The organism is Pseudomonas sp. s4, assembly GCF_046764235.1.
In the GTDB taxonomy this organism is placed as follows: domain Bacteria; phylum Pseudomonadota; class Gammaproteobacteria; order Pseudomonadales; family Pseudomonadaceae; genus Aquipseudomonas; species Aquipseudomonas asiatica.
The window spans coordinates 3136422-3162382 of record NZ_CP177209.1 but is presented as its reverse complement, the minus strand read 5'-3'; the positions used below and the strand labels follow the sequence as shown (position 1 = coordinate 3162382).

Here is a 25961-nt window from a genome sequence, read left to right as displayed (position 1 = left end):
ACCGCCGCGAACACCGGCGGAGCCGGTGCCTACAACGCGTTGGGCCCTTCGCGGGCACGCCCGCTCCCACAGGGAATGTGACACGCTTTCGAACCTTGTTCCCTGTGCGACAAGGTTGGGCGGGAGGGCGCGCTCAGCCTTCGGCTTGTCTGGCTGCCTCCACACCTGCCGCCGATAGCTTGATGGGGTAGTTCACGCTGATCTGGTGGTCGCTGCTCACCGCCACGCTGCCATCCTGGATCAAACCGGCCTCCTGCAGCGTCTTGAGCATGCCGGCCACGGCTTTCTCGCCCCGGTAGTTGTCCAGCACTTCCTTGCCCAACCCTTGGGGGTGAGCGTGCAACAGGCGAGTCAGCACTTCGGCTTTCAATGCATCGTTACTCATGGCGGGCCTCACTTGCCGTGTTTGGCCTGAAGCGCCTTGGCATGCTCCAGATGCTGTTCGAGCTTGGGCAGGGTTTCGCTGGCAAAGGCCTTCAATTCAGCCTTGTCGGACGATGCAGCTTCCTTCTTGAACAACTCCACCGCCCTTTCGTGAGCGTCGACCTGGTTGTTGACGTAAGACTTGTCAAACGACTCCTCTCGCCATTCCAGGATCATTTTCTTGACCTTGTCGGTTATTGCCGCCTCATCGGGTACGGAGATGTCGAGCTTGCGAGCGATGTCGCCGAGTTTCTGATTGGCCTTCGTGTGGTCGCTGACCATCTGCTGGGCAAAGGTCTTGATTTCGGCATTCTGAGTTTTTTCCAGGGCCAGCTTGCCGGTGACCACTTCGGCAATACCGGCCTCGGTAGCCGCTTCGACGAAGTCATCGGAACTCGCCGCCATTGCCTGCACCGATGCCAAGCCTAATACCATGGAAAAACCGACACGCTTGATGAAGAGACTGCTCATGCTTCACTCCTTAAACCGTGGCGCGACCTCAGTGTCGCGTACGGTTGAGGGTGAATGGGGAGCAAAGGTTTAATCTTTTTCCTGGCCGGCTGCGCCCAGATGGTGCTGAACTATAGTGAAACGCGGCGAACGCGGTAAGGCTAGGGATTTCAATGTGCGCAGCCAGGAAGCAGGATGAGGACGGGCTCTTCGCGATAACCGGCGAGGGCCGGGCCGTGGCGCTGTTCCGCCTGGTACTCGCGTTCATGCTGGTGGTGATGCTCGCCTTTGTCGTGGTGGAAGGTTGGCGCATCTGGCGCGACTACCGGCACGCCTTCACCAATGCCGAGAACATGGTCTCCAACCTGGCCCGGGCCACGGCGCAGCATGCCGAAGATGCCATCCGCCAGGTCGACGCAATTACCGCGGCGCTGGCCGAGCGCCTGGAAGGCGACGGCTTCGAGCACATCGACCGGCCGCGCCTGCATACCTTGCTGGTCCAGCAGAAAAGCATCATGCCGCAGTTGCACGGGTTGTTCGTGTATGGCCCGGATGGTGGCTGGATCGTTACCGACCAGGCGGTAGTCCCGCCCAATGCCAACAATGCCGACCGCGACTACTTCATCTACCACCGCGAGCATACCGACCGCGGGGTTCACATTGGCTCGGTGGTGCGCAGCCGTTCTACTGGCGACCTGATCATCCCCATTTCACGGCGCCTGCAATACGCCGATGGCAGCTTCGCCGGGGTGTTGCTGGGCACCATCAAGGTGGACTGGTTCGTACGCTACTACGGCGACTTCAAGATCGACGAACGCGGTGCGCTGGTACTGGCCAAGCGCGACGGCACTATCCTGGTACGGCGGCCGTTCGTCGAACAGGTGATTGGCCGCAGCCTTAGCAGCAGCGAGATCTTCCGCAAGCACCTGCCGCATGCAAGCGAAGGGGTGGCTGAGGCGGTCGCCGTGGTGGACGGTACGCCACGGCTGTATGGCTATCGGGCGCTGGCCAGCTACCCGTTGGTGGTGGAGGCCGGCTTGTCGCGGGAATCGATCGTCGCGCCCTGGCGGCACGATGCGATCAAGTCGGTGGCAGTGTTGCTGCTGTTGCTGGTGGGGCTGGCAGCGTTTGGTGGTGTGGTGTTGCGCCAGTTACGCGAGCGTATTGTCATCGAGCGGGCGCTGCACCAGGCACACCAGACCCTCAAGGCCCTGGCACTGACCGACAGCCTGACCGGCCTGGGTAACCGCAGGCGGCTGGACGCAGTGTTCGAGCCGGAGCTGCGTCGGGCACGACGCCAGGGCTACTCGCTGGCGCTGGTGATGCTCGACCTGGATTACTTCAAGGCCTACAACGACCGTTACGGGCACCCAGCGGGCGACCAGTGCCTGCGGCGCTTTGCCGAGGTGCTGCAGCAGGCACTGAAGCGGCCGGCCGACCTGGCTGTGCGCTATGGGGGCGAGGAGTTCACACTGCTGCTGCCTGATACCGATGTTCGCGGGGCGGAGCTGCTGGTGCAGGAAGTGCAACAGCTGTTGCGGCGTCAGATGCTGGAGCATGCAGGTAGCCCACTGGGCCGGGTGTCGTGCAGTGCGGGGATTGCCGTGGGTGACCTGGCGCGGGAGGGGTGTACGGCCGAGCGCCTGATGGCGGCAGCGGATGCGGCGCTGTACCAGGCCAAGCGCCGGGGGCGGGACGGGTATTGCCTGGCAGAACGTGCAGTGGTGGGCGTAGATGAATAAACGCCCTTGGTTGCCTGTACCGGCCTCATCGCCGGCAAGCCAGCTCCCACGGGAACAGCGTTGATCTCTAGGCTGTCGCTGTACCTGTGGGAGCTGGCTTGCCGGCGATGGGCTGCAAAGCAGCCCCGGGGTCTAGTTATCCACGCCAAGGCGCATCGCACAGCGGCCCTCAAGCCCATGGGCAAGCTCATCGGCCAGAATCTGCTGCAAGCGTGCATCCAGCAGCCCCTCACCGATCACCTCGAACCCCAACTGCGCATAGAACGGCGCATTCCATGGCACATCGGCAAAGGTGGTCAAGGTCAGCTCCCGCGCCCCCGTATGGCGCGCCGCATCGACCACCTGCTGCAACAGCTTGCGCCCGACACCTTGCCCCTGGGCCTCCCGGCGCACCGAAATTTCATGAAGATGCAGCGCCTGATCCTCGAGCCGGGCACAGGCAAACCCCAGAATCCGTCCATCCAGGTCCTCGACCACCCAGCTACCGCCTGCGTCGACGAATTCCCGATGTGCCTCGCAATCCATCACATCCCCTTGCGCCAGCCATGCCAGCGCCGGCCGGGCGGCAAAAGCCTGGGCCGCCGAGCGCTCGACGTCCGGGAGCCATTGAATATCGCGCTCAAGGGTAGGGCGGATGCGCATCAATCAGTCCTTTTCAAGTTGTACGTCCTGGTCTGCCACCAGCACCTGCGGCTGCAATGGCAGCGCACCGAGCTTACACCTTTCGTCAACCGGTCACGCCTGCATGGAAAAAAACGCGGCCAATCGGTACCCTTGCGCCTTCCCTTGCCATCCCCCGGACCGTTCCATGCTGTTCAATCTCGCCGTACTGTTCGGCACCCTGGTGGCCATGGAGGGCGTTGGCACGCTGGCTCACAAGTACATCATGCATGGCTGGGGCTGGTGGCTGCACCGCTCGCACCATGAGCCGCAACTGGGCATGCTCGAAACCAATGACCTGTACCTGGTGGCCCTGGGGCTGATCGCCACGCTGCTGGTGGCCCTGGGCAAGGGTGGTTTTGCGCCCTTGCAGTGGGTGGGTGGCGGCGTGGCGGGGTACGGCGTGCTGTATGTCGTGGCCCACGACGGGTTCTTTCATCGGCATTGGCCACGCAAGCCACGGCCGGTCAACCGCTACCTCAAGCGCCTGCACCGCGCACACCGGTTGCATCATGCGGTGAAGGGGAGAACGGGGAGTGTGTCGTTCGGGTTCTTCTATGCACCGCCGTTGAAGGTGTTGAAGCAGCAGTTGCGGCACAAGCGCAGCCAGTTGTGACAGGGACTGGCGCCCGCTCCCACAGGGAACTTGCCTCAGTTCACTGTTTCACCCTTGGGCTGCGCCGCCACATGCCCGCGGCTCACCCACCAGCCAAACGCCGCCGCGGTGAAGAACATGATCAGGCTGTAAAGCGCCGCCGGCACTGCCATGGTGGCGTTGTTCAGCAGCGAAGGGCTCAATGCCAGGGCAATCGCCAAGGTGCCGTTATGGATGCCGATCTCCATGCCGATCGCAATCGCCTGGCGCTTGGGAATGTTCAGCAGGCGCGGTACCCAGTAGCCCACGCTCAGGCTCAGCAGGTTGAACAGCAGCGCGGCCAGGCCCACCACCGGCGCGTAGGCAACCACGGTCTGCCAGTCCTTGGCCAGCGCCAGGACGATGGTGAACGCCAGGAACAACGCAGCCACCAGCTTCATCGGCTTCTCCATGCGCGCGGCGAAGGCGGGTGCAAAGCGGCGAACCAGCATGCCCAGCGCCACCGGCAGCAGGACGATGGCAAACACCTGCATCACCTTGGCAAACTGCAGCGGTATGGCCTGGTCCGATGCCATGAACCAGCTCAGCGACAGGTTCACCAGCAGTGGCATGGTCAGGATCGCGATCAGCGAGTTGACTGCCGTCAGGGTGATATTCAATGCCACATCGCCATGGGCCAGGTGGCTGAACAGGTTGGCCGTGGTGCCGCCCGGCGAGGCGGCCAGCAACATCAGCCCCACCGCCAGCGCCGACTCCAGGCCAAACCCGTTGGCGATCAGGAAGCACACCAGCGGCAGCAGCAGGATCTGGCAAACCAGGCCTACCACCACCGGCTTGGGGTACTTCACTATGCGGGCAAAGTCGGCCAGGGTCAGCGATAACCCGAGACCGAGCATGATGATGCCCAGGGCCAGCGGCAGAAAAGCGGTGAGCAAAGGTGAGGCGGTCATGGGCGGTCTCTCGGGCGAAGGATCCGGTGGAGTGTAGGTCGGCCCTGATTGATAGCTAATCGCAAAACGCCAGCCCTTGGTAACCGTTTGTTACCGAGCGCAGCGCCCAGCGAGGCTGTATGCCGCGTTGCAGCAGGCCTGCAGGCGCAGTAGCATTCCCGTTTTTACCGAGGATTATCCTGTCATGCCGTTCCAGCAAGGTCTGCTTGCCACCCCGGTGCCGGCCCACGCCCGTCACCTGTTCTTCTCCCTGCAGTCGCCCGAGGCCCTGCCTGCCGCCCTGGATGCCTTGCTGCCGCAGGTCGATGGCGAACAGTTGATCCTGGGTGTCGGCGCCCCGCTGGCCAAGGCCCTGGGCCGTGACGTACCTGGCTTGCGCGCCTTCCCCCAGCTGGATGCTGCCGTGGAGAACCCCAGCACCCAACACGCACTGTGGCTGTGGCTGCGTGGCGACGAGCGCGGTGACCTGCTGCTGCGGGCCCAGGCCCTTGAGCTGGCATTGGCTCCGGCCCTGCGCCTGGCCGACAGCGTCGATGGCTTCCTGCACCGTGGCGGCCATGACCTGACCGGCTATGAGGACGGCACCGAAAACCCGGTGGACGAAGAGGCCGTGCAGGCGGCAATTGGCGCTGATGGCTCCAGCTTTGCCGCGTTCCAGCTGTGGAAGCACGACCTGGAGTACTTCAAGTCGCTGCCCCAGGCTGACCAGGACAACATCATCGGCCGGCGCCTTAGCGACAACGAAGAGCTCGACGACGCCCCCGAGTCCGCCCACGTCAAGCGCACGGCCCAGGAAAGCTTCGAACCAGAAGCGTTCATGGTCCGTCGTTCGGTGGCCTGGGCAGACCAACGGGGCGCTGGCCTGGCCTTCGTGGCCCTGGGCCACAGCTTCGATGCGTTCGAGGTGCAGCTGCGGCGCATGAGCGGTCTGGAGGACGGCATCATCGACGGCCTGTACCGCTTCAGCCGGCCACTGACCGGTGGATACTACTGGTGTCCGCCGATGTGCGAGACGGGTGTCGACCTGAGCCTGTTGCTGCAAGCCTGATCGCTAAACATCCAGATACAGAAACACCGGACGCAGCCGGGGGCAGCGGCTAGCCTTGAAAGTTTCCGCTTCATGACGGGAGCTTTTCCATGTACGCACGTCGTGATGTCCTACGTGCGGGTGCCACCTTGGGCTTGCTGGCCGCCAGCCCCTGGTTGCACGCCGCTGCCCCGGCGGGTTTGCTGACCCGCCAAGTGCCGAGCACCGGTGAAGCGCTGCCGGTGATCGGTGCTGGTACCTCCGGCAGTTTCGAAGTGCAAGCCGGTTCTGCCCAGTACCAGCAGCTGAAAGTTGTACTGCAGGCCTTCTTCGAAGGCGGTGGCCGGGTTATCGACACCTCGCCCAACTACGGCGGCGCCGACAGCATTCTCGGCCAGCTGCTGGAAGAGGGCGGCTGGCACCGGCAATGCTTCATTGCCACCAAGATCGCCGCCGACAGCCGGGCAGACGCCGAAGCGCAATGGGCCGGCAGCCTCGCGAGCCTGCGCACCGACAAGGTCGACTTGCTGCAGATCCACAACCTGCGCGACTGGCAGACCCAGCTGCCTTATGCCCGCGAATTGAAGCAGCAGGGCAAGACCCGCTATGTCGGCATCACCCATTACCTGAACAGTGGCCAGGACGAGGTAGCCCGCATCGTGCGCAGCGAGCCGCTGGATTTCATCCAGATCAACTACTCGGTCAATGCCCCCGACGCCGCCCGCGAACTGCTGCCGCTGTGCCAGGACAAGGGCGTCGCCGTGCTGGTCAACCGGGCGTTCGACGATGGCCGCCTGTTCGCCCGGGTGAAGGACCAGGCCTTGCCCGGCTGGGCCGCAGAGGCGGGTGTCGGCAGCTGGGCGCAGCTGTTTCTCAAGTTCGCCATCAGTCACCCGGCGGTGACCACGGTCATCCCCGCGACCAGCCGACCCGAGCGCCAACTCGACCAGCTCAAGGCCGGGCACGGGCCGTTGCTGACCCAGGCGCAGCAACAGGCGCTGATCAAGCAGTTTGCCTGACACCATGGCAGCCTGGCGGCGGCGCCTGGACCAGGGGCTGAACATCCAGCCCGGCGAAGGGCCAGCGGTGATCGCCGGTTTGCTGCTGTTCTACCTGTTGTTCACTGGCTATTTCATGCTGCGCCCGGTACGCGAAACCATGGGCGTCGCCGGTGGCGTGGACAACCTGCAATGGCTGTTCACCGGCACTTTCATCGCCACCCTGGCGTGCCTGCCGCTGTTTGGCTGGCTGGCCTCCAAGGTGCAGCGCCGACACATCCTGCCCTGGACCTACGGCTTTTTCGCCAGCAACCTGCTGCTGTTCGCCGTGCTGTTTGCCCGCAATCCGGAAGCTTCATGGGCGGCGCGGGCCTTTTACATCTGGCTGTCGGTGTTCAACCTGCTGAGCATATCGCTGGCCTGGAGCGTGCTCGCCGACCTGTTTTCCACCGCACAAGGCAAGCGCCTGTTCGGCCTGCTGGCGGCCGGGGCCAGCTTGGGTGGGCTCAGCGGCCCCATCCTGGGCACGCTGCTGGTAGCGCCGCTGGGCCATGCCGGCTTGCTGGTGTTGGCCGCAGCGCTTCTTTTGGGCAGCATTGGCGCTACGTTGTACTTGCAACGCTGGCGAAAGCTCAACCCTCTACCGGCGCAAGCCGAGCGGGCGGATTCCCGGCCACTGGGCGGCAACCCGTTTGCCGGTGCCACTGCCGTACTGCGCTCGCCCTACCTGCTGGGCATTGCCCTGTTCGTGGTGTTGCTCGCCAGTGTCAGCACCTTCCTGTATTTCGAGCAGGCACGCATCGTCAGCGAAACCTTCACCGACCGTACCCGGCAAACCCAGGTGTTCGGGCTGATCGACAGCGTGGTACAGGCCCTGGCCATCCTCACCCAGGTGTTCCTCACCGGTCGCCTGGCCCGCCGGCTGGGGGTGGGTGTGCTGCTGGTGGCGGTGCCGCTGGTGATGGCTGCGGGCTTCCTGTGGCTGGCACTGGCCCCGGTGTTCGCCGTGTTCGTGGTGGTGATGGTGGTGCGCCGGGCCGGTGAGTACGCGCTGGTGCGGCCGGGGCGGGAGATGCTGTTCACCGTGCTGCCCGCCGAGGACAAGTACAAGGCCAAGAACTTCATCGACACCGTGGTCTACCGCGGCGGTGACGCGCTCAGTGGCTGGGTCAAGCGGGGGCTGGATGTGATGGGCGAGTACCCGCAACTGGCGATGTTGATCGGTACGCTGATGGCTTTGGGCTGGGCGATGACCGGAGGTTTGCTGGGAAAGCGACAGGCACGCCTGGATAGCACATCGCGCGACTGACAGGCGCGCCAAATATGCTGATGCCGCTTATTTAATGCCGCTGGTCCGAACGCTTCGCATTAAACCGAATCCGCCGAAATGACCGAACTCCCAACAGGTGTACGGCGGGTAATGCCGTGCATTCCCAAGTCATACGAGGTTTAAGACCATGGCCAACAAAGAGAACAGCCGCACCGGCAACCAGCAAGGCAGCCAGGGTGGCAACAAGAACCCGGGCAACTTTGCCAATGACCGCGAAAAAGCCTCCGAAGCTGGGCGCAAGGGCGGCCAGCAATCCGGTGGTGGCCGTACCAGCGAATCGGACCGCAAGGGCGGCCGTTCGTAAGTGAGCCTGCGCAGTGCCCGGGTGATCGGGCACTGCGATTCTGCACATGAGGAGAACCCCATGCGATTGATCCCTCTGATAGCGCTGGTGGGCACGCTTGGCTTGCTGGGTGGCTGTTTCGACCGGGATGACGACCACCCGGCAAAGGATGCCGACCAAAGCAAACCTTCACTGCAGATGCAGCAACCCGGCGACAAACCCGCTACCCAGCCGGCGCCGGCCCCTGAACCGATGCCCGGGCAGAAACCCAGCCAATAAAACGCGGACAAGGACTACGGCATGACGGTAATGACCCGCAAGACCGGCGCGGTGATACCGGCTTCGGCAAATGGGCCAAGCCTGAAGGAGCGTTACCACAAGCTGCTCGTGAGCCACGACACCACGAGTACAGCCTGGCTGAGCGAACAATTGGCACGCGCGCAGCGTTTGCCGGATGACCTGCCTGCCGATCCTGCTCAGCTGGAAGCCTGGAGCGCTGGCCATGCAAGCCAGGTGGCCGAAGCCTATGCCAGTTACCTCGAACAACGCCGCCAAGGCGCACCTCGGCGCTACTTTGCCAACCGCGCCCAGGCGTTGTGGTTCCTGCAACAAGTGGCGCCCACCAAGGCAGTGGACGGGGCATGGCTGCACAGCACCTTGCGCCACTGGGGCGATCCGCGCTATCACGGCCTGATTCGCACCTACCTGGAAGAACTGGGTGGCGGTGATCCGCGCTGCAACCATGTGCTGATCTACCAACGGCTGTTGAGCCGGCTGGGTTGCCTGGGCCTGACTGAACTGGACGACCAGCGTTACCTGCAAGGTGCCTTGCAGTTGGCGTTGGGGCGCCATGGCGATGATTTTCTTCCCGAGCTGATCGGCTACAACCTGGGCTATGAACAACCACCGTTGCATTTGCTGATTACCACTTACGAACTGGCGGAAGTGGGCATCGATGGCCATTATTTCCAGCTTCATGTGACCATCGACAACGCAGCCAGCGGGCATGCGCATCTGTCCAACCAGTGCTACGCCAACTCTGCCCGGTCGACGACGCTGGCCAGTTCTACCAGCGGGTGCGCAGCGGGTACCGCTTGAATGACCTGGGGCTTGATACACCCAGCCTGATCAGCAGCTTCGATCTTGAATCCGAGCTGCTGTCGGCACTGGAGCGCAAGCGCAATTTTGGCCAATTCATGCATTCCGACCATTGCCGCTTGCAAAAACGCACCGTCAACCAATGGCTGGCCGAGCCCGGTGCCATGCCCGCGTTTCTGCAAGCCTTGCAGGCACAGGGCTGGATCCGCCGTGGTGAAGCACCCGCCAACAGCCGCTGGTGGGGACTCATCGATGGCCCCTCGGCACCGATGTATGGCGTGTTCACGGCGTATGAAAAACAGCTATGGCACGACTGGATCGCTGCAGGCTTGCAAGCCCGCGGGCGTCGCGTGCTGCCTGGCAGCTGGGAGGTGCAGGTGGAATCGGATGATACGCTCGCGACTCCTGCCCCGGACGCCGATATCCAGACGTTGATCGACACGATGTCCGGTAACCGTCATGCGACACCGGAAGGGTTGCTGGCCACCCGGCGCTACTTGCGTGCTACCGGCCTGAATCAGGAGGTAACCCGCTGATGCTGCTCGATCCACAACAAATCCAGGCTGACCAGGCAATGCTGCAATTGGGCAGGCGCCTGCGCGCCGACGGCTACCGCTTCACCTGCGTCACCCCGGCAACCCATGCTCGCGTGAATGCGCGCCCGCAAGCCGGGCAAGCCAGGACAGTGCGCGATGTGTTCGGCTGGAACCGTCCGTTCCGTTCGTCATTGGTTTCTGCCGATGAGCTGGACCAGATGCGGCGGGCTCAGGTGCTCAAGCAGCACGGAGAACTGCTGATCAGCACCGTGCGCTGGTCCACGATCGACGACCTGCTGCTGCTGCACTCTGCTTACCCCACCGAGGAAACCGACGCAGTGTTTCTCGGCCCCGACAGTTACCGTTTCGCCCAAGTGATTCACGATCACCTGCAACGCACCCCCAAGCGTGTCGAGCATGCCGTGGATATCGGGTGCGGCACGGGTGTCGGCGCCTTGCTGATCGCCCGCGCGGCGCCCCATGCCCATGTCAGCGCCGTGGATATCAACCCGCTCGCGCTGCGTTACACCGCGATCAACGCGGCATTGGCGGGCTTGAGCAATGTTTCCGTGGAACCCAGTGACCTGCTCGACGGCATTACCGGGCTGTTCGACCTTATCGTTGCCAACCCGCCGTACATGCTGGATGCCTGCCAACGTACCTATCGGCATGGCGGAGGTTCGCTCGGCGCGCAGCTTTCGCTGCGTATCGTCGAGCAAGCTTGCGAGCGGCTCGGCTCAGGGGGCTCGCTACTGTTGTATACCGGCGTGGCGATAGTCGAAGGCCGTGATGCCTTGCTCGAAGCCATTCGCCTGCGCCTGGCGGGCCCGGAATGGTCCTGGGTATATCGGGAAATCGACCCGGACGTGTTTGGCGAGCAACTGAACGAACCCGGTTACGAGCAGGTCGAGCGCATCGCCGCGGTGGTGCTCACAGTCACCCGCAACAGCTGAGGCAGCATGGCCCGACCCTGCACGTTCGGCATCGAGGAAGAATACCTGCTGGTGAACCTGGACACGGGGCAGGTGCCAGCCACACCTTTGCCAGCTGTGCTCGGGCGTTGTCGCAAGGCGCTGGGCCAGCATTTTGCCCAGGAAATGTTCCGCAGCCAGATCGAGGTGGCCTCGCCGGTGTTCGCCAACCTGTTCGAGGCACGCGAGTTCTTCCAGCACAGCCGCCAGCGGCTGAACACAGCGCTGGCCGAAGAGGGCATGGGCCTGTACGGCGCGGCAAGCCACCCCAATGCCGCCTGGCTGCGTCAGAAACCTGCTACCCCTGCGCATTACCAGCAACTGTTCGCTGACTACCGGCATGTGGCGCGGCGTAGCCTGCTCAACGGCCTGCATGTTCACGTGGGCGTACCGCCAGGTTGCGACCGCATCCAATTGATCAACCGTGTACTGGGCTGGCTGCCTCTGTTGCTGGTGCTGAGCACGTCATCCCCGCTGTGGGCAGGCCAGTGCACCGGCTACATGAGCTACCGGCGGGTAATTTGCGGGGAGTGGCCGCACATGGGTTTGCCCGAGCCTTTGCCGGACTGGGCAGCCTACGAGCGCTACCGTGCATTGCTGCAACGCACAGGGTCGCTGGCCGCGGATGGCGACTTCTGGTGGGCGATCCGGCCTTCACGGCGCTTCCCGACGGTCGAACTGCGCATCTGCGATGGCTGCCCGCGGCTGGAGGACGCGCTGTGCATCGCCGCGCTATTTCGTCACCTGGTCGAGCACAGCATCGTGTACCGGCACGACTCGTCCGCCTGCAGCCGCGAGCAGCGCTGGATCACCCAGGAAAACTACTGGCGCGCCATGCGCCATGGGCGCCAGGGCGAGTTCATTGGCCTGCATGAGCAGCAGCCGGTCACGTCCGCAGGTTGGTTGGCCCAGTTGCAGGAACAGTTGCCGATCGACACTGTAGACGCCGAACGCGCCTTCCTGCATGCACAACGCCTGCTGCGCGATGGCACCCATGCCGACCAGCAGCTGCAATGCCTGGCCCAGGCCAGCGCTGCAGGCTTGGGCAGGGCGCAGGCATTACGAGCCGTGGTGGCCGCCGGGGCTTGCAATTAGCCGGGGTTGACCGAAAATGGCCGCGCCTTTCGCAGCCACCCGGAACCACCTGCGCCATGATGCTGATCAAGCAATTCCCCGACATTTCCCTGGACGACACGTTGTTTGTCTTCGCCCTCGAAGCCGAGGCCGGCGATGTATTCGCTGACGTCAATACCGTGTTCACCGGCATCGGCAAGGTCAATGCCGCCATCGCCCTGACCAAGGCCATTGCCGCGCGCCGGCCCAGGCTGATCGTCAACCTCGGCTCGGCCGGCAGCCAGCGCCATGGCAAGGGCGAGGTGGTGTGCTGCACCCGCTTCGTGCAGCGCGACATGGATGTGACCCCACTGGGCTTCGCCCGTTACCAGACACCTTTGTCGGACATCCCGGTGGTGCTGGAGCATGGGGCGCAAATCCCCGGCCTGGCCCTGGAAACCTGCGGCAGTGGCGACAGCTTCGAGATCAACCATGGCGATGCACCCTATGACGTGGTCGACATGGAAGCCTACGTGCTGGCGCTGATCGCACGCAGCGAAGGCATCCCGTTCGTGTGCCTGAAGTACATTTCCGATGATGCCGGCAGTGATGCGGCGCAGGACTGGGCGGTACAGGTGCACCTGGCTGCCGAGGCCTTCAGGCGGGTGCTGTTTAGCCCGGTGTGACCGCTGGTCGGTGTTTGGGCCAGTCGAAAAAAACCATCGATGAAGGCTCTCCTCGAAAACGGTAGGACGGCCTTCGCGGGCAAGCCCGCGAATGGGCCAACACCGGTACACCAGAGGAGAGGCCCCCATGCCTAACAAACCCCACGACCAGTTCAGCATGCAGAACCCGCTGACCCAGTACCCGCATCCACCATTCCCGGCCCAAGGCCAACCAGCACCGGGGCTGGATGCCAACATGCAGCCCGAGCCAGACCACGGCGAAACCACCTACAAGGGTTTTGGCCGCCTGGCAGGGCGCAAGGCGCTGATCACCGGTGCGGATTCGGGCATCGGCCGTGCAGTGGCCATCGCCTTTGCCCGTGAGGGTGCCGACATTGCCCTCAACTACATGCCCATCGAGCAACCCGATGCCCGCGAAGTCATCAAGCTGATTGAAGCCGAAGGCCGCAAGGTGGTGGCAATTGCCGGTGACCTGAAGGATGAGCAGTTCTGCAAGGAGCTGGTCGACCAGGCCCATGAGCAACTTGGCGGGCTGGACATCCTGGTCAACGTCGCCGGCAAGCAGGAAGCGCGCAAGGACATCAGCCAGATCAGCCACGAGCAGTTCGACCACACCCTGAAAACCAACGTCTACGCGCTGTTCTGGCTGTGCCAGGCGGCCGTGCCGCTGATGCCGGCGGGGGCGACCATCATCAACACCGCCTCGATCCAGTCCTACCAGCCTTCGGCCACCTTGCTCGACTATGCCACCACCAAGGCCGCGATCGTCGCCTTCACCAAGGCCTTGGCCAAGCAGGTGATCGAGCGCGGCATCAGGGTCAATGCCGTGGCCCCGGGGCCCATCTGGACCGTGTTGCAGCCCAGTGGCGGCCAACCGCCGGAGAAAATCCCCGAGTTCGGCGCACAAACGCCGATGAAGCGACCGGGGCAACCCGCCGAGTGTGCGCCGGTGTATGTGTTGCTGGCCAGCCAGGAGTCCAGCTACATCACCGGCGAGGTGTTCGGCGTGACCGGCGGCAACCCGCTGCCGTAGGGCGGGGCGGCTAAACCTTCGCCGCCGGTTGCAGTCGATTCAGGTATTGGCAGGCAACCCTGGGAGCACCTTCAATGGCTAGGGCAATCTGGAAAGGCGCCATCAGTTTCGGTCTCGTGCATATCCCCGTGGCCCTCAATACCGCGGTGCGCACCGAGCGGGTCGATTTCGACTGGCTCGACAAGCGCAGCATGGAGCCGGTCGGCTACAAGCGGGTGAACAAGGTCACTGGCAAGGAAATCGACAAGGACAACATCGTCAAGGGCGTCGAGTTCGAGAAGGGCCGCTATGTGGTGATCAGCGAGGAGGAAATCCGCAAGGCCCGGCCCGAGGCGACCCAGACGATCGATATCTTCTCCTTCGTGGAGGCTGGCGAGATCCCGCTGCAGCACTTCGACACGCCGTATTACCTTACCCCCGACCGCCGTGGCGGCAAGGTATACGCCTTGCTGCGCGAAACCCTGGCGAAGACCGGCAAGGTGGCGCTGGCCACGGTAGTGCTGCACACCCGCCAGCACCTGGCGTTGTTGCGGCCGCTGGATGATGCGCTGGTGATGATCACCTTGCGCTGGCCCGAAGAAGTGCGCGGGCTGGAAACGCTGGAGCTGGACAGCAGCGTCACCGAGGCCAAGGTGGACAAGCGCGAACTGGACATGGCCAAGCGGTTGGTCGAAGACATGAGCGGGCAGTGGAAGCCTGCGGATTACCACGATGCCTTCCGCCAGACCATCATGGACCTGGTGGAAGAAAAGGCCAGCAAGGGCAAGATCGAGACTGTGGAGAAGGGCGAGGCGACGGAAGCAGGGAAAGGCGCGGACATCCTCGACCTCACCGAACTGCTCAAGCGCAGCCTCGGTGGCAAGAAGCCGGCGAAGAAGACACGCAAGGCGTCGTGATTCCGTTGCGCTTGCACTGGGTGGGAAATTGCCCAGCCCTTTGGGGCCGCGCTGTCGCGCGGAGAACAAATATCGCTCGTTTGAAGCGTCCTTTGTAGGAGCAGCCTTGTGCTGCGAAGAGGCCGGTACAAGCAATAGACAGGCTTTGTCAGTACCGGCCTCTTCGCAGCACAAGGCTGCTCCTACAGAAACTGCTGAACCAGGAGTCAAACACAAGCCTCATCAAACCTGTGTCTGCAACCCAGCCAGATAATCACCAAACCCTTCGCGGGCGCGGCTGTCGCTCCGGCTGCTGGTGGCCACGCTGTGCCTGGCGGTCCATACGATCTGCGCACCACTGGCCTGCAGGTCGCTGACCAGTTGCACATCCTCATGCGCCGCCAGTGGCTGGAAGCCGCCCACACGATCATAGGCGTCGGCACACACACCCAGATTGGCCCCATGCACATGCCGATGCCCCTCATGTGCCTGGTAACGGCTGTGGTACAGCTTGCGCAAGGCCGCTGTCTGCCAGGGTTGCCAGTGCTCGACATGCACCGTGCCGCATACGACCTCGGCATCACAGGCCAGTTGCGAAAGCAGCCAATGTTCCGGCACACGGCTGTCGGCATCGGTGAACGCCAGCCATTTCGCGCCGCGCTCGACCATGTGTGCCGCGCCCACCCGGCGGGCCAAGCCTACATTGCCGGCATCCACCGACAGCATCTGCACACCGTAGCGCCTTGCCACAGCGGCACTGCCATCACTGCAGCGGTCCAGTACCACCAGTACCTCGACCCGTTGCCCCGACTGCCGAGCCTGAAGGGCAGCAGCCTGCATTGCGCGCAGGCACCGCCCCAGGTGTCGCGCCTCGTTGTGCGCCGGAATGACCACGCCAATCATGGGCAGGTCTCGTCCAGGTCGACCACGCTGGGCTGAGAGGACCAGTACTCCAGCAAGAAGTCCGCCTCGTCATGCTGGAACTGCAGATACAGCGGAAGGTGCCGGGCTAGCATGCGGTGCACTTCACGCCCGTCCTGCGGGCAGCCGGCGATGGGATGCTTCCAGTGGCAGGCCAGCAGCCCGCCGTCGTAGGTCAGGCTGGCCACTGACTGTTCGATCACCTGCAACCAGTCGGTCGGGTCGAGGTAGTAACCCACCTCGCTCAGCACGATCAGGTCGAAACGCCCACCTGGCCAGTCCGCCGGCAGCCGCGCCAGCTCCACCGAGACATTGCGCAGCCCAGTCAAGCGTTCACCGGCCAGCGCTACCGCAGTAGGGTCCAGGTCCTGACACACCAGGTTGGCACAACGCTCGGCCAGCAAGGCGCTGAGCTCGCCATTGGCGCAAGCGGGCTCGAACACGCGCTGGTAGCACTGGCGCGGCAGGCAGGCCATGACCAGCTCGCGCTTGCGCTTTTCGTACCAGCGGGTGCGAAAGGCCCAAGGGTCTTCACTGGTGGCGTACAGGTCGGCGAAATACTGTGGGTCGAGGCTCATGACAACTCCATTTACAGGAACACCAGTTCGAAAGGTTGCAGCAGACAATCCAGCAAGTTCGGCGGCAGTACGGGCGGGCGCTGGCCGTCCGGTTCGAGTTGGCTGACATGGGCGGCCAGGGCCTTGCGCTTGCGGGCCAGGCTGGCCTCGTCCAGCTGAATGCGGTGGGCACGCGGCCACGGCAGACGCGGGTCGTCCGGTCGTGCCCAGTGCCACGCCCACACGGGTACCTCAAGGCATTGCACCTTGCGCATCCGGGCCGCCTGCGCGGCAGCCCGGCCTACTGCTTTGTGGTCACAGTGGCCATCGCCGCTCCAGGTAGCCATCAGCAGGTCGTCAGGCCTGAGCAACTGGCTCAGGTGGTTGAGTAGAAACGCCTCGTCACGTGGCAACGCGCCGTCCTTGAGGTGGAGCCGCCGCCAGTCCAGGCGGCCGAGGTCGAGGTCAAGCTGTTGCAGGGCATGGCGGCTCTCCAGTGGCCTTTGCCGGCGCAGGCGGTGTTCGCTCCAGTGGGTAGAGCCGGGGTGACTGGCTTCACCATCGGTGGCGGAAATCAGCACCAGGTCGTCTTCCCGGCCGTGGAAGCCCGCCAGCAGCCCACCGGCCATGAGAATCTCGTCATCGGGGTGCGGTGCCAGCAGCACCAGGCGGCGGCCCGGCGGGCACAATTGCTGAGGGGTGATCCAGGTGGCCCTGGCCAGGTGCGCGGCCTGCTGCCAGTCCGCCCACGGTGTACCGCTGTTCGCCTGGATCAGGTTCTCGCTCATAGTTGCCAGACTCCCGCCGGCTGTTTTGCCAACTGCTCCCCGAGCGCCGCCAGGTCGCGCTCGGCATGGCTCTGGCGCAGGAACACCGGCAAGTCGGCACTCAGCCGGGCAAAGTGGTTGTCACGGCAGAAAGGAGTGGCGCCCAGCGCCCGGCCAACGTGGTGGATCACCTGTTCAACGGCCTGTTCCACCTGGGCGCGGGTGCGGCGCACTTCGAAGCTGGCGTCTGCGCCTGGCTGGCGGTCGATCCATGCCGCGCATTCGCGCAGTGCCGCCCTGGCGCCGTACAAGGCGGCATCGACCGCGCCCAGGTGAGCATCGGCATGTGGGTCGGGGCGGGGGTTGCGGCAGTGTTCGCGCAGGTAATCGGCCAATGCCTCGGCCGCGCCGTACCAGCAGGCTGCAATGCCAGCACCGCCATGCCAGAAGCCGGGGCGTGACAGGTATTGCCCGGGGCGGCCGATGGCGATGCCAGGGGTGTGGTTGAACTCGACTTCGACACTGGCGGTGGTGGCCATGCCGATGGCCTGCCAGCGGTCTATGGCAAGGTCCTGGCTGGGATGGGACAGTTCGATGGCCACCAGCTGGGGCTGGCCGTGCTGGTCCCAGGCCGTGACCAGCGCCCGGTCGATCTGCAGTGCGCCCGAACACCAGGCCTTGCGACCCTCCAGGCGGACCTGGTCGCCATCACGGGCGACAATGCAGGCGCGGGCATCCGGCGGTTCGGCGGCCCACACGCCCCATATACCCTCGGCAGCGTGGTGTGCAGCCGCGCATTCGGCAAGGATCGCCGCCGCGTCGGTGTGGCCCTCGTACAGCTTGGCCAAGGCCAGGTCACAGCCAGCCACCCGGGCGAGGGTTTGCCAGCGCCGTAGCGTATTGCCCTGGCCAGGCAGGGGCAGCAGGTCGAGGTGGTCGGCTTGCAGTGCCTGAATCAGCTGCGGCAACTGGGTATCGAGGTTGAGCGGTTGCTGCCGCTCGCCGAAGGCTCGCAACAGGCGATCGAGGTTGGTCAGGTCAAAATCCTGGACAATGCTCATGGGCTCGGCTCCTTGGTGAGGCATTGCGGGCGTAGCGCTGAAGGCAAGTCGTCATCAGGCCAGCCCCAGCTGCTTGCGCATGCCCACGGTGATCGATTGCCTGGTCTTGCCATAATCGGCCCAGGGGTCGTCCACATCGGCCAGTCGTTCAAGCACGTTGCCGATGTTCCACTGGTTGGCGCCCTTGAGTTGCGGCAGTTCCTCGCGCCAGATCGGCACGGATACCGGCAGGCCTTCGCGGGCGCGCAGGGTATACGCGCAGGCGGTGGTAGCCCCATTGCCGTTGCGCAGGTAGTCGATGAAGATGCGCCCGATGCGATTTTTGGGCCCGGACACGGCACTGAGCCTGTCGGGGAACAACCTGGCCAGGTAATCGACGATGCCGTGGCTGAATGCCTTGACCTCATCCCAGCTGGCACGCCGGGTCATGGGCACTACCAGGTGCATGCCTTTGCCGCCACTGGTCTTGAGAAACACCTTCAGGCCCAGTTCATCCAGCAAGGTGAGGGCCAGTTGGGTGGCTTCCAGCATGGCCTTCCACGGCAGCGCCGGGTCCGGGTCAAGGTCGAGGACGAAGCGGTCGGGCTTGTCGAAGTCCTTGTCGGTGGCGTTCCAGGTGTGCAGTTCGAGCATGTTCATCTGCACTGCGCCGATCAAGGTGTCGGCGCGATTGATGACCATCGCCGCCTGGCCGGCCTCGGCCTTGTCATAGCTGAGCACGTTGGGCAGATGCAACTGGCCGGCGTTCTTCTGGAAGAACAGCTCCCCGGCCAGCCCGTCCGGTGCACGTACCAGCGCCACCGGGCGATTCTTGAGCTGGGGCAGTATCCATTGGCTGACTGCGGCGTAGTACTCGGCGACCTCGCGCTTGGTAACGCCGCTGGTGGCGTCGACCACCCGCTCGGGGTGGGTCAGGCGCAGCTCGCCCAAAGCCTCGGGGGCCTTGGCCTGCTTGCGCTTGGGCAGGGTCTTGGCGGGCATGCTGCGCTCCAGGTCGATGGCGGTAGCCGGTTTGTCATCGCGCAGGCCGTGGAACACCGAGTGGCGCACGATGCCGTCACGGGTCATCTGGGCATAGGCGACTTCGGCCAGCAGTTGCGGTTTCAGCCAGTGCACGCCCCGGGCTTCGGCCCCGGTGGGCGGGTTGGGCAGGGCCGGCTTGGCGGTTTCCAATGGTTTGAGCCGGGCATGGATGCTGGCCAGCGTGGTTGCACTGAAGCCGGTGCCGACCTTGCCGGCATAGCGCAACTCGCCGCTGTCGTTGTCGTGCAAGGCCAGCAGCAGGGCACCAAAGCCGCTGCGGCTGCCTTTGGGGTCGGTGTAGCCGACGATCACGAACTCCTGGCGCTGCTTGCACTTGAGCTTGATCCAGTCGGGGCTGCGGCGGCCGCTGTAGGGGCTGTCGACGCGCTTGCCGATCAGGCCTTCGAGTTGCAGCCTGCAAGCGCTGTCGAGCAGGGATTCGACCGGCTGGTCAAAGTCGGCGGAGTACTTGAGTACGTCCGATTCGTTGTGTTCCAGCAAGCGCTGCAAGGTGTCGCGCCGGTCCTGCAGCGGTAATTGGCGCAGGTCCTGGCCGCCCAGGAAGGGCAAGTCGAACAGGTAATAGGTGATGTGCTCGTCATGCTCGGTGTCGAAAGCGTTCTGCAGCGCCTGGAAGTCCGCCGCGCCGTCTTCGCCAGCCACCACCACCTCGCCATCGAGCCAGGCCGAATCGAGGCCCAGCGCACGCAAGGCGGCAACCTGCCTGGGCATCTTGCTGCTCCAGTCATGGCCATTGCGGGTGAACAGGCGCACGTCATCACCGTCGATGCGGGCAAGGATGCGGTAACCGTCGAACTTGACCTCGTAGCGCCAGTCGCCACTGGGCGGGGAGTCGACCAAGGTCGCCAGTTGTGGCTGCAGCTGCGCCGGCAACGGCACCTTCCGGCCTTTGCTGGCGGCTTTGCGACGTGGCGCGGCGGCCTTTTTTGCTGTCGGCTTGCGCGGCACCAGCGTGCGGTCGCTGAGCACGCTGTCGGGCTGGGCGTCGACGATGCTGTAGTCGGCTTCGCTGCGCGCCAGGCCGTCGTGCGACTTGACCAGCATCCACTGCTCCTTCTTGCCCGCCAGGTGGGTGCGGAACAGGTTCCATACACCGCCGAGCTTTTCGCCTTGCAGGCTGAAACGCAGTTTGCCCTTGGCATAGGCCTCATGCGCATCGCCTTCGGGCTCCCAGATGCCCCGGTCCCAGACGATCACGTCACCTGCGCCGTAATGGCCTTCGGGGATATGGCCTTCGAAGTCGGCGTAGTCCAGCGGGTGGTCCTCCACGTGCACGGCGAGGCGGCGCACCTTGGGGTCCAGCGACGGCCCTTTGGGGATGGCCCAGCTTTTCAGCGTGCCATCGAGTTCCAGGCGGAAGTCGTAGTGCAGGTGGCTGGCATCGTGCTTCTGGATGCAGAACTGCAGCGCGTGGGCCCGCTTGCCACGGCTGCGCTTGCCGCTGGGCTCGGGCGTGGCATTGAAGTCGCGCTTGCGCGCATATTCCTGCAGGGGCTTGGCCATGGCGGGCTCCGGGCGGTTCGCAGTCTCTAATCTGGGAGGCAACGGCCCGGGCGGTAGTTCAAAAAAACTCTGAATCTTCCACCAGCAGGTGCAGTCGACCGAATGAAGCCACCTGACGGAGAACGCACATGGCCCGAACAGATGAACCGAAGCCCTATACCCCCACTGAAATCGACGATACCGAAGACCGCATGGGCAGCGTGCATGAACTGGACTTCGACGAGCGCCTGGACGAGCGCGAGGGGCGTGCGGGTGACGAGCGACCGGCCGCGGACGTGGCCCGCGAGTTCCCACCGCGGCGCGTTGCCGAAAGCGGCATGACTGGCGGCGAGGCGTTGAGCGACAGCCTGCACGAGGACAACGTCACCTACGACGACCTTAGCCCGGACACTTTGCTGGACGAGACCGGCGCCCGTGACCCGCACGAACCCGGTGGCAGCGGTGGCCCTGCAGACAAGACCCTTAGGCGGGTAGAGGCCAATGAGATTGGCGGCGGCATAGGCCTGGACGAAGCCGAACTGGCCCGCTCCGCACCGCTTGATGGCGAACCGTGGACCGATGATGTGATCGATGACGAGGAGAGCAAGCCATGAACGAGTTGCGTTGTGCCTGTGCAGATTGTTCCTGCACCGTGGATGCCAATGCCTTGCAGCTCGAAGGCAAGGTGTATTGCTGCGAGGCCTGTGCCAGCGGGCATCGCAATGGCGAACCGTGCCGGATGCCGGATTGCCACTGTGGGGGAAAAACCAAGGAAAGCGCCGTGGACAATGCGCTGGACGAGACTTTTCCGGCGAGTGACCCGATTTCGCCCTGAAACATCGCCGTCCCATAGCTTCTGCATAGGTCTATGGGGCTGTGATGATCCTGTAGGAGCGGCCTTGCGGCCCTTTCGCGACACAAGGCCGCTCCTACACAAAGCAGCGCGCAGGCCCGCAGAATCAGTGAGTCTGCCAGATACCATTGCTACGCTCGTAATCACTGCGGGCCTGGCCCAGGCTGGGGGTGTCGTAGTAGTAGGTGATCACCCGTGCATCCTTGGGCAACGCCGGCTTGTCACCGCCAGTTGCCTTGGGGTTGGCCAATGCCTCCTGGGTCAACGGTGCGATGCAACTGCCAACGCTGCCATCGGCACAACGCGCGACCTTGTGCTTTTCGCTGTTGAGCATGTCCTTGCTCTCATTGCTGCACGACCAGTTGATCGCTTCGGCGGGCAGGTTGCTGTAGCTGTAGCAGCTGTGTCGCTCCACCGGCGTTACCGCCTCGCTGGAGGAACGGGTGAGCACGTTGCAGGCTTCGGCCAGGGCCTGGCCGCTGAGCAGGCTGGCCATCATCAGTATCAACATCGGCTTCAAGACAGCGCCACGCATTTGCCACCTCCCGGGCCAATGGCCCTTGTCAGGTCTGGGCAGGCTTGTCGCGCCGGCGCATGGCCTTGGCGCGTTTCTCGAGGATCAGGTAGACAAGCACCGCCAGCAACAGCGGCACCAGGTAGTACAACGTGCGGTAGCCCAGCAGGGCCGCCACCAGCGTGCCCTGGGCAAGCTGCCCATGCAGCAGGGCCAGGAACACCGTTTCCAGCACACCCAGCCCGGCCGGGATATGCGCAACCACACCAGCCACGCAGCTGATCAGCAGGATGCCAAGAATCGACGGGTAGAAGGCTTCGCCAGGCAGCAACCAGAAGATCAGCAGCGCCATCAGCGCCCAGTTGCTGGCACCCAGTACAACCTGGCACAGCGCCAGGCGCAGCGGCGGCAGCGTTACCTCATGGTCGCGCCAGCGCCAGGTGCGCTTTTTGGCGAAGCCACAGGCCAGCAGGTAGCCAGCGGCAATCGCCAGCAACACCACGCCGATCAGTTGCAGGCCGCTGGCACCGACCGCCCAGTTGGCGGGCAGCTCGACCAGGCGCAAGGCGAACACGGTGCCAGCCAGCAGCATGTAGCCCATCCAGTTGGTCAGCAGGCCCAGGGTGAGGATGCGGGTGATGGTAGCCGTGTCCAGGCCCAGGCGGCTGTAAAGCCGGTAGCGCAAGGCAACCCCACCCACCCAGGTGGTGAAATTCAGGTTGAAGGCATAGCACACGAAGGCCACTGGCAAAACCTGGCGTGCCGGCAGGTGGTGGCCGGTGTAGGCCCGAGCCAGCAGGTCGTAGCTGGCGAACGTCAGGTAGCTGCACCCGGCCAGCGCCAGGCCTATGGCCAGGGTGCCGGGCTTGTAGGCCAGCAACGACTGGCGCACCTCGTTCCAGTCCAGGTTGCGCGCCAGCAGGTACAACAGCGCAGGGATCAGGATCAGGAATGCCAGGGTGAACAGCCGCTTGCCCCAGATTTGCCAGTGTTTACGCGCCATCAGGTTTGGCCCTCGTGGTAGTCACCCTGTGCCTCGGCCTCCGGCTGCACCGAGCGCAGGTGCTGGCGGTGCGCCGGGAACCAGCCGGCAATCCGCGGGAAATGGCGGATCACGTGGAAGCACACGAATATCAGCGGCGCCCGCCACCAGTAGCCGCGAACCATGCGTTCCAGGGTGACCGGCTTGCATTGTTCGCGGGCCAGCTGCTGCAGGTGCTGGTTGAGCTGCTGGTTGAAGGCGCGATCACGGATGAACAGGTTGGCTTCCAGGTTGAACGACAGGCTGAGCGGGTCCAGGTTGCTGGAGCCGACCGTGGCCCACTCATCGTCCACCAGCGCCACCTTGCCGTGCAGCGGCCGCTGGCAATACTCGTGAATGGCCACACCATCGCGCAGCAGGTAGTTGTACAACAGCCGCGACAGCGCCCGCACCCAGCGCATGTCTGGCTGGCCCTGCAGGATCAGCCGCACCTCCACGCCACGCCGGGACGCATTGCGCAGTTCACGCATCAACCGGTAGCCCGGGAAGAAATACGCGTTGGCCACCACGATGCGCTGCCGGGCGCTGCGAAACGCCTGCAGGTAGTGGGCCTCGATATCGGTGCTGCGCACCCCGTTGTCGCGCTCGACCAGCACGGCGCTGCAGGTACCGGCAGGCTCGGTCAGCGGGCGTACGGCGCTGGGCGGCTGCAGCACCGGCGACATCAGGCGCTTGCTGGCGGCATGCACCTGCGCCACCACCGGGCCGGCGACTTCCACGGCATAGTCCTGCTTGGCCATGGCACCAAAATCGCCCAGGTGGTCGGCGCTGTAGTTGATGCCGCCAATGAAGGCCCGCTCGCCATCGACCACCACGATCTTGCGGTGCAGGCGCCGGAACAGGTTAGTGCGCATGCCCACCAGCCGCGGCTGCGGGTCGAAGGCATGGAAACTGACCCCGGCATCGGTCATGGCCGCAATGAAGGAGTCGGGCAGGTCGGCCGTGCCGTAGCCATCCACGGCCACTTCGACACGCACGCCGCGGTGGGCGGCATCTATCAGTACCTGCTGCAATTGCTGGCCAACCTTGTCATCGAAGATGATGAAGGTCTCCAGCAGGATTTCCTCCCGTGCCTGGGCCATGGCCTCGAACACGCGGGGGTAGTATTGCTCGCCATTGATCAGCAACTGCACGCTGTTGCCGTCTACCCAGGGTCGGTTCACAGTTTGATCTCCGCAGCCAGAGGGGCGTGGTCGGAAAGGTGCGACCACGGGTACTTCGACAGCACCTGGGCAGTGCCGGGCATGGCATTGCGCAGGTAGATGCGGTCCAGGCGCAACAGCGGCAGACGCGCCGGAAAACTGCGCGCCGGGGTGCCGAAATGCTCGCCGAAGGCCTCTACCAGGTGTTCGCACAGCACGGCATCGGCCTTCAGCCGCCAATCGTTGAAATCGCCGGCGATGATTACCGGCGCCTTGGGCGGCAGGCTGTCGAGCAGGTCCAGCAGCAGCTTTACCTGGCGTTGCCGGTGGGCCTCGCGCAGGCCGAGGTGCACGCACACCGCATGTACCTGGTCATGGCCCGGCACCTCCAGCTGGCAGTGCAGCAGCCCGCGCTGCTCGTTGCCCTGCACCGAGACGTCCAGGTTGTCGAAGCGGCTGATGGGGAATTTCGACAGCAGCGCGTTGCCGTGGTCCCCATGGGGGTACACCGCATTGCGGCCGTAGGCGAACTGCGGCCACATGCTGTCGGCCAGGAACTCGTACTGTGGCGTATCCGGCCAGGCCGGGTGGCGCAGGGCATGTTGCTGGTGGCTGCCGTGCACCTCCTGCAGGAACACCAGGTCGGCGCCGGTGGCGCGCACGGCTTCGCGCAACTCGGGCAGGATGAAGCGCCGATTGAAGAAGGTGAAGCCCTTGTGCACGTTCAACGTCAGCACATTCAGCCGACGCACGGCGGTGATCTTGTCGATGATGCCGTGCGGGGCAGGCAGGGTCCTGTTCACAGGGTCACCTCCGGCACCACGCCAGGCTCGGTCATCAGTTCATGGTCCAGCGACAGCTTCTGCAACAGGCGCCGGGCGTCATAAGGCGCATGGACTTTCTGGTCGTTGTCGAAATAGCAGTAGACGTCACGGGCGGCGCGCCGCGGTGGCGGCCCAGGCACTACCAGCTGGGCATCGTCGGCCTGGCGGCCCTGGCTCCAGTGCTGGATGCGCTGCTTCCAGCGCCGCAGCGCCTGGGCGGTATAGCCACTGCTGTACAGCTCGACATCGCCATGCAGGCGCATGTACACGAAGTCGGCGGTAAGGTCCTCGACATAGGGCCATTTACCGGCACTGTCGGCCACTACCAGCGCTACCTGGTGCTTGCGCAGCAACTTGATGAAGGCTTCGCACAAAAAGCTTTCGTTGCGGATTTCCACCGCGTGGCGCAGCCGTGCGTTGCCCCTGATATCGGTGCTGCCGTTGTCCTTCAGGCGCTGCGCACACCCCTGTGCGCATTCGCGGGCCTCCTTGCGGCTGTGCGGTAGCAGTTCGAGAAAGCGGGCGAAGCGGCCCTCGTCGAACTTCATGTTCGGCGGAAACTGCCACAGGAACGGGCCCAGCTTCTTGCCGAGCAGCAGCGGCCCGGATGCGTAAAAATTGGCCATGGCTTCTTCGATGTCCTTGAGCCGCCGTACATGGGTGATGTAGCGCGGGGCTTTTACCGCGAACACGAAGCCGGGCGGCGTCTGGTCATGCCAGCCCTGGTAGCGTTCGGGTGTTTGCAGGCTGTAGAACGAGCCGTTGATTTCAATGCTGTTGACCGCCCGCGAAGCGAACGCCAGTTCGTCGTCCTGGGGTAGGCCCTTCGGGTAGAAATCCTTGCGCCACGGGCCGTAGCGCCAACCGGAGATGCCGATGCGGATATCGCTCACGCTGCCTTCCTCATTGCCAGTCCTTGTTCGGTCACTCTGAAGGTGCGACTGGTGAACAGCGGCCAGGGTTCAGCACGGTTGACCAACGGAAAAGGCTGATGCCGCGTGGAACTTTGCGGCCCGCGGCGTTTCCACCGCATACCTGCTACGA

General features: G+C 64.2%; 27 protein-coding genes and 2 pseudogenes. 15 read left to right on the top strand and 14 right to left on the bottom strand.

All coding sequences use genetic code 11. From position 1 onward, the window contains the following. Positions 1 to 133 precede the first annotated feature (133 nt). Together ACK56M_RS14950 and ACK56M_RS14945 are read right to left on the bottom strand one after the other, a co-directional pair. Positions 134 to 385, bottom strand: a complete 252-nt coding sequence (locus ACK56M_RS14950) for a hypothetical protein (protein WP_015270359.1) — start codon at positions 383 to 385, stop codon at positions 134 to 136. A gap of 8 nt (positions 386 to 393) precedes the next feature. After that, positions 394 to 894, bottom strand: a complete 501-nt coding sequence (locus tag ACK56M_RS14945; protein ID WP_217190363.1) for a DUF4142 domain-containing protein — start codon at positions 892 to 894, stop codon at positions 394 to 396. A 152-nt stretch (positions 895 to 1046) separates the two neighbouring features. Here ACK56M_RS14945 and ACK56M_RS14940 point away from each other — a divergent pair, with 152 nt between their 5' ends. Next, a complete protein-coding gene (locus ACK56M_RS14940; RefSeq protein ID WP_100413635.1) occupies positions 1047 to 2615 on the top strand; it encodes a sensor domain-containing diguanylate cyclase in 1569 nt (522 codons plus the stop codon). 132 nt (positions 2616 to 2747) lie between these two features. Here the strand turns inward: ACK56M_RS14940 and ACK56M_RS14935 are convergent, their stop codons facing one another. Beyond that, the gene (locus tag ACK56M_RS14935) at positions 2748 to 3257 is read right to left on the bottom strand and encodes a GNAT family N-acetyltransferase (RefSeq protein WP_054573279.1); all 510 of its coding nucleotides are present in this window, start codon (positions 3255 to 3257) and stop codon (positions 2748 to 2750) included. A 166-nt stretch (positions 3258 to 3423) separates the two neighbouring features. Between ACK56M_RS14935 and ACK56M_RS14930 the strand changes: the two genes are divergently transcribed. Continuing rightward, positions 3424 to 3891 carry a sterol desaturase family protein gene (locus ACK56M_RS14930; RefSeq protein ID WP_015270356.1) on the top strand — a complete coding sequence of 156 codons (468 nt, stop codon included), beginning with the start codon at positions 3424 to 3426 and terminating at the stop codon, positions 3889 to 3891. Positions 3892 to 3926: 35 nt separating this feature from the next. On the opposite strand, the gene ACK56M_RS14925 is transcribed toward ACK56M_RS14930, so the two are convergent. Then, positions 3927 to 4820: a bile acid:sodium symporter family protein gene (locus tag ACK56M_RS14925; RefSeq protein ID WP_054573280.1), complete on the bottom strand. Its 894-nt coding sequence runs from the start codon at positions 4818 to 4820 to the stop codon at positions 3927 to 3929. Positions 4821 to 5004: 184 nt separating this feature from the next. On the opposite strand from ACK56M_RS14925, the gene ACK56M_RS14920 reads away from it, so the two are divergent. The 11 genes and pseudogenes from ACK56M_RS14920 to ACK56M_RS14870 all read left to right on the top strand — a co-directional run bounded on the left by ACK56M_RS14920 (position 5005) and on the right by ACK56M_RS14870 (position 14731). Then, positions 5005 to 5868 (top strand): Dyp-type peroxidase, encoded by an 864-nt coding sequence (locus ACK56M_RS14920; RefSeq protein WP_217190366.1) that lies wholly within the window; start codon positions 5005 to 5007, stop codon positions 5866 to 5868. A gap of 89 nt (positions 5869 to 5957) precedes the next feature. After that, a complete protein-coding gene (locus ACK56M_RS14915) occupies positions 5958 to 6866 on the top strand; it encodes an aldo/keto reductase (RefSeq protein WP_054573281.1) in 909 nt (302 codons plus the stop codon). Between the two features lie 4 nt (positions 6867 to 6870). Continuing rightward, complete coding sequence (locus ACK56M_RS14910; protein WP_054573282.1) at positions 6871 to 8154, top strand: NTP/NDP exchange transporter; 1284 nt, start codon at positions 6871 to 6873, stop codon at positions 8152 to 8154. 205 nt (positions 8155 to 8359) lie between these two features. After that, a pseudogene (locus ACK56M_RS14905) lies at positions 8360 to 8479 on the top strand (general stress protein); the annotation flags it as partial. A gap of 60 nt (positions 8480 to 8539) precedes the next feature. Beyond that, positions 8540 to 8737 carry a hypothetical protein gene (locus ACK56M_RS14900; RefSeq protein ID WP_061302263.1) on the top strand — a complete coding sequence of 66 codons (198 nt, stop codon included), beginning with the start codon at positions 8540 to 8542 and terminating at the stop codon, positions 8735 to 8737. 21 nt (positions 8738 to 8758) lie between these two features. Next, a pseudogene (locus tag ACK56M_RS14895) lies at positions 8759 to 10092 on the top strand (iron-containing redox enzyme family protein). Beyond that, positions 10092 to 11045, top strand: coding sequence for a methyltransferase (locus ACK56M_RS14890; protein ID WP_054573286.1), 954 nt, complete (start codon positions 10092 to 10094; stop codon positions 11043 to 11045). Before ACK56M_RS14895 ends, ACK56M_RS14890 begins: the two are co-directional and overlap by 1 nt. A 6-nt stretch (positions 11046 to 11051) precedes the next feature. Further along, positions 11052 to 12158, top strand: a complete 1107-nt coding sequence (locus tag ACK56M_RS14885; RefSeq protein ID WP_100413629.1) for a carboxylate-amine ligase — start codon at positions 11052 to 11054, stop codon at positions 12156 to 12158. A gap of 56 nt (positions 12159 to 12214) precedes the next feature. Beyond that, positions 12215 to 12802, top strand: coding sequence for a nucleoside phosphorylase-like protein (locus ACK56M_RS14880; protein ID WP_015270348.1), 588 nt, complete (start codon positions 12215 to 12217; stop codon positions 12800 to 12802). A gap of 127 nt (positions 12803 to 12929) precedes the next feature. Next, positions 12930 to 13835 (top strand): SDR family oxidoreductase, encoded by a 906-nt coding sequence (locus tag ACK56M_RS14875; protein ID WP_013972638.1) that lies wholly within the window; start codon positions 12930 to 12932, stop codon positions 13833 to 13835. A 74-nt stretch (positions 13836 to 13909) separates the two neighbouring features. Then, positions 13910 to 14731: a Ku protein gene (locus ACK56M_RS14870; protein WP_015270347.1), complete on the top strand. Its 822-nt coding sequence runs from the start codon at positions 13910 to 13912 to the stop codon at positions 14729 to 14731. Between the two features lie 222 nt (positions 14732 to 14953). Here the strand turns inward: ACK56M_RS14870 and ACK56M_RS14865 are convergent, their stop codons facing one another. The 5 genes from ACK56M_RS14865 to ligD are packed head-to-tail and all read right to left on the bottom strand — an operon-like array spanning position 14954 to position 20563. Then, positions 14954 to 15613: a glycosyltransferase gene (locus tag ACK56M_RS14865; protein ID WP_015270346.1), complete on the bottom strand. Its 660-nt coding sequence runs from the start codon at positions 15611 to 15613 to the stop codon at positions 14954 to 14956. After that, on the bottom strand, positions 15610 to 16209 hold the full coding sequence (locus ACK56M_RS14860; protein ID WP_015270345.1) for a class I SAM-dependent methyltransferase: 600 nt from the start codon (positions 16207 to 16209) through the stop codon (positions 15610 to 15612). The genes ACK56M_RS14865 and ACK56M_RS14860 overlap by 4 nt, the downstream gene beginning before the upstream one ends. An 11-nt stretch (positions 16210 to 16220) precedes the next feature. Continuing rightward, positions 16221 to 16976, bottom strand: coding sequence for a PIG-L deacetylase family protein (locus ACK56M_RS14855; protein WP_139657715.1), 756 nt, complete (start codon positions 16974 to 16976; stop codon positions 16221 to 16223). Next, on the bottom strand, positions 16973 to 18016 hold the full coding sequence (locus ACK56M_RS14850; RefSeq protein ID WP_015270343.1) for an acyl-CoA dehydrogenase family protein: 1044 nt from the start codon (positions 18014 to 18016) through the stop codon (positions 16973 to 16975). The genes ACK56M_RS14855 and ACK56M_RS14850 overlap by 4 nt, the downstream gene beginning before the upstream one ends. A gap of 54 nt (positions 18017 to 18070) precedes the next feature. Next, positions 18071 to 20563 (bottom strand): DNA ligase D, encoded by a 2493-nt coding sequence (gene ligD, locus ACK56M_RS14845; protein WP_411959607.1) that lies wholly within the window; start codon positions 20561 to 20563, stop codon positions 18071 to 18073. Positions 20564 to 20691: 128 nt separating this feature from the next. Between ligD and ACK56M_RS14840 the strand changes: the two genes are divergently transcribed. After that, positions 20692 to 21156 (top strand): hypothetical protein, encoded by a 465-nt coding sequence (locus tag ACK56M_RS14840; protein WP_054573292.1) that lies wholly within the window; start codon positions 20692 to 20694, stop codon positions 21154 to 21156. After that, a complete protein-coding gene (locus ACK56M_RS14835) occupies positions 21153 to 21377 on the top strand; it encodes a metallothionein (protein WP_054573293.1) in 225 nt (74 codons plus the stop codon). The genes ACK56M_RS14840 and ACK56M_RS14835 overlap by 4 nt, the downstream gene beginning before the upstream one ends. A 124-nt stretch (positions 21378 to 21501) precedes the next feature. Here ACK56M_RS14835 and ACK56M_RS14830 read toward each other — a convergent pair whose 3' ends face one another. The 5 genes from ACK56M_RS14830 to ACK56M_RS14810 are packed head-to-tail and all read right to left on the bottom strand — an operon-like array spanning position 21502 to position 25810. After that, on the bottom strand, positions 21502 to 21930 hold the full coding sequence (locus ACK56M_RS14830; RefSeq protein ID WP_411959606.1) for a hypothetical protein: 429 nt from the start codon (positions 21928 to 21930) through the stop codon (positions 21502 to 21504). Positions 21931 to 21958: 28 nt separating this feature from the next. Continuing rightward, entirely contained in the window at positions 21959 to 22912 is a 954-nt protein-coding gene (locus ACK56M_RS14825) for a lysylphosphatidylglycerol synthase domain-containing protein (protein WP_411959605.1), read from the bottom strand. Then, a complete protein-coding gene (clsB, locus tag ACK56M_RS14820) occupies positions 22912 to 24114 on the bottom strand; it encodes a cardiolipin synthase ClsB (protein ID WP_054573296.1) in 1203 nt (400 codons plus the stop codon). Before clsB ends, ACK56M_RS14825 begins: the two co-directional genes overlap by 1 nt. Then, positions 24111 to 24896, bottom strand: a complete 786-nt coding sequence (locus tag ACK56M_RS14815) for an endonuclease/exonuclease/phosphatase family protein (RefSeq protein WP_013972626.1) — start codon at positions 24894 to 24896, stop codon at positions 24111 to 24113. The genes clsB and ACK56M_RS14815 overlap by 4 nt, the downstream gene beginning before the upstream one ends. Beyond that, positions 24893 to 25810: a DUF72 domain-containing protein gene (locus ACK56M_RS14810; RefSeq protein WP_411959604.1), complete on the bottom strand. Its 918-nt coding sequence runs from the start codon at positions 25808 to 25810 to the stop codon at positions 24893 to 24895. The genes ACK56M_RS14815 and ACK56M_RS14810 overlap by 4 nt, the downstream gene beginning before the upstream one ends. Positions 25811 to 25961: the final 151 nt, after the last annotated feature.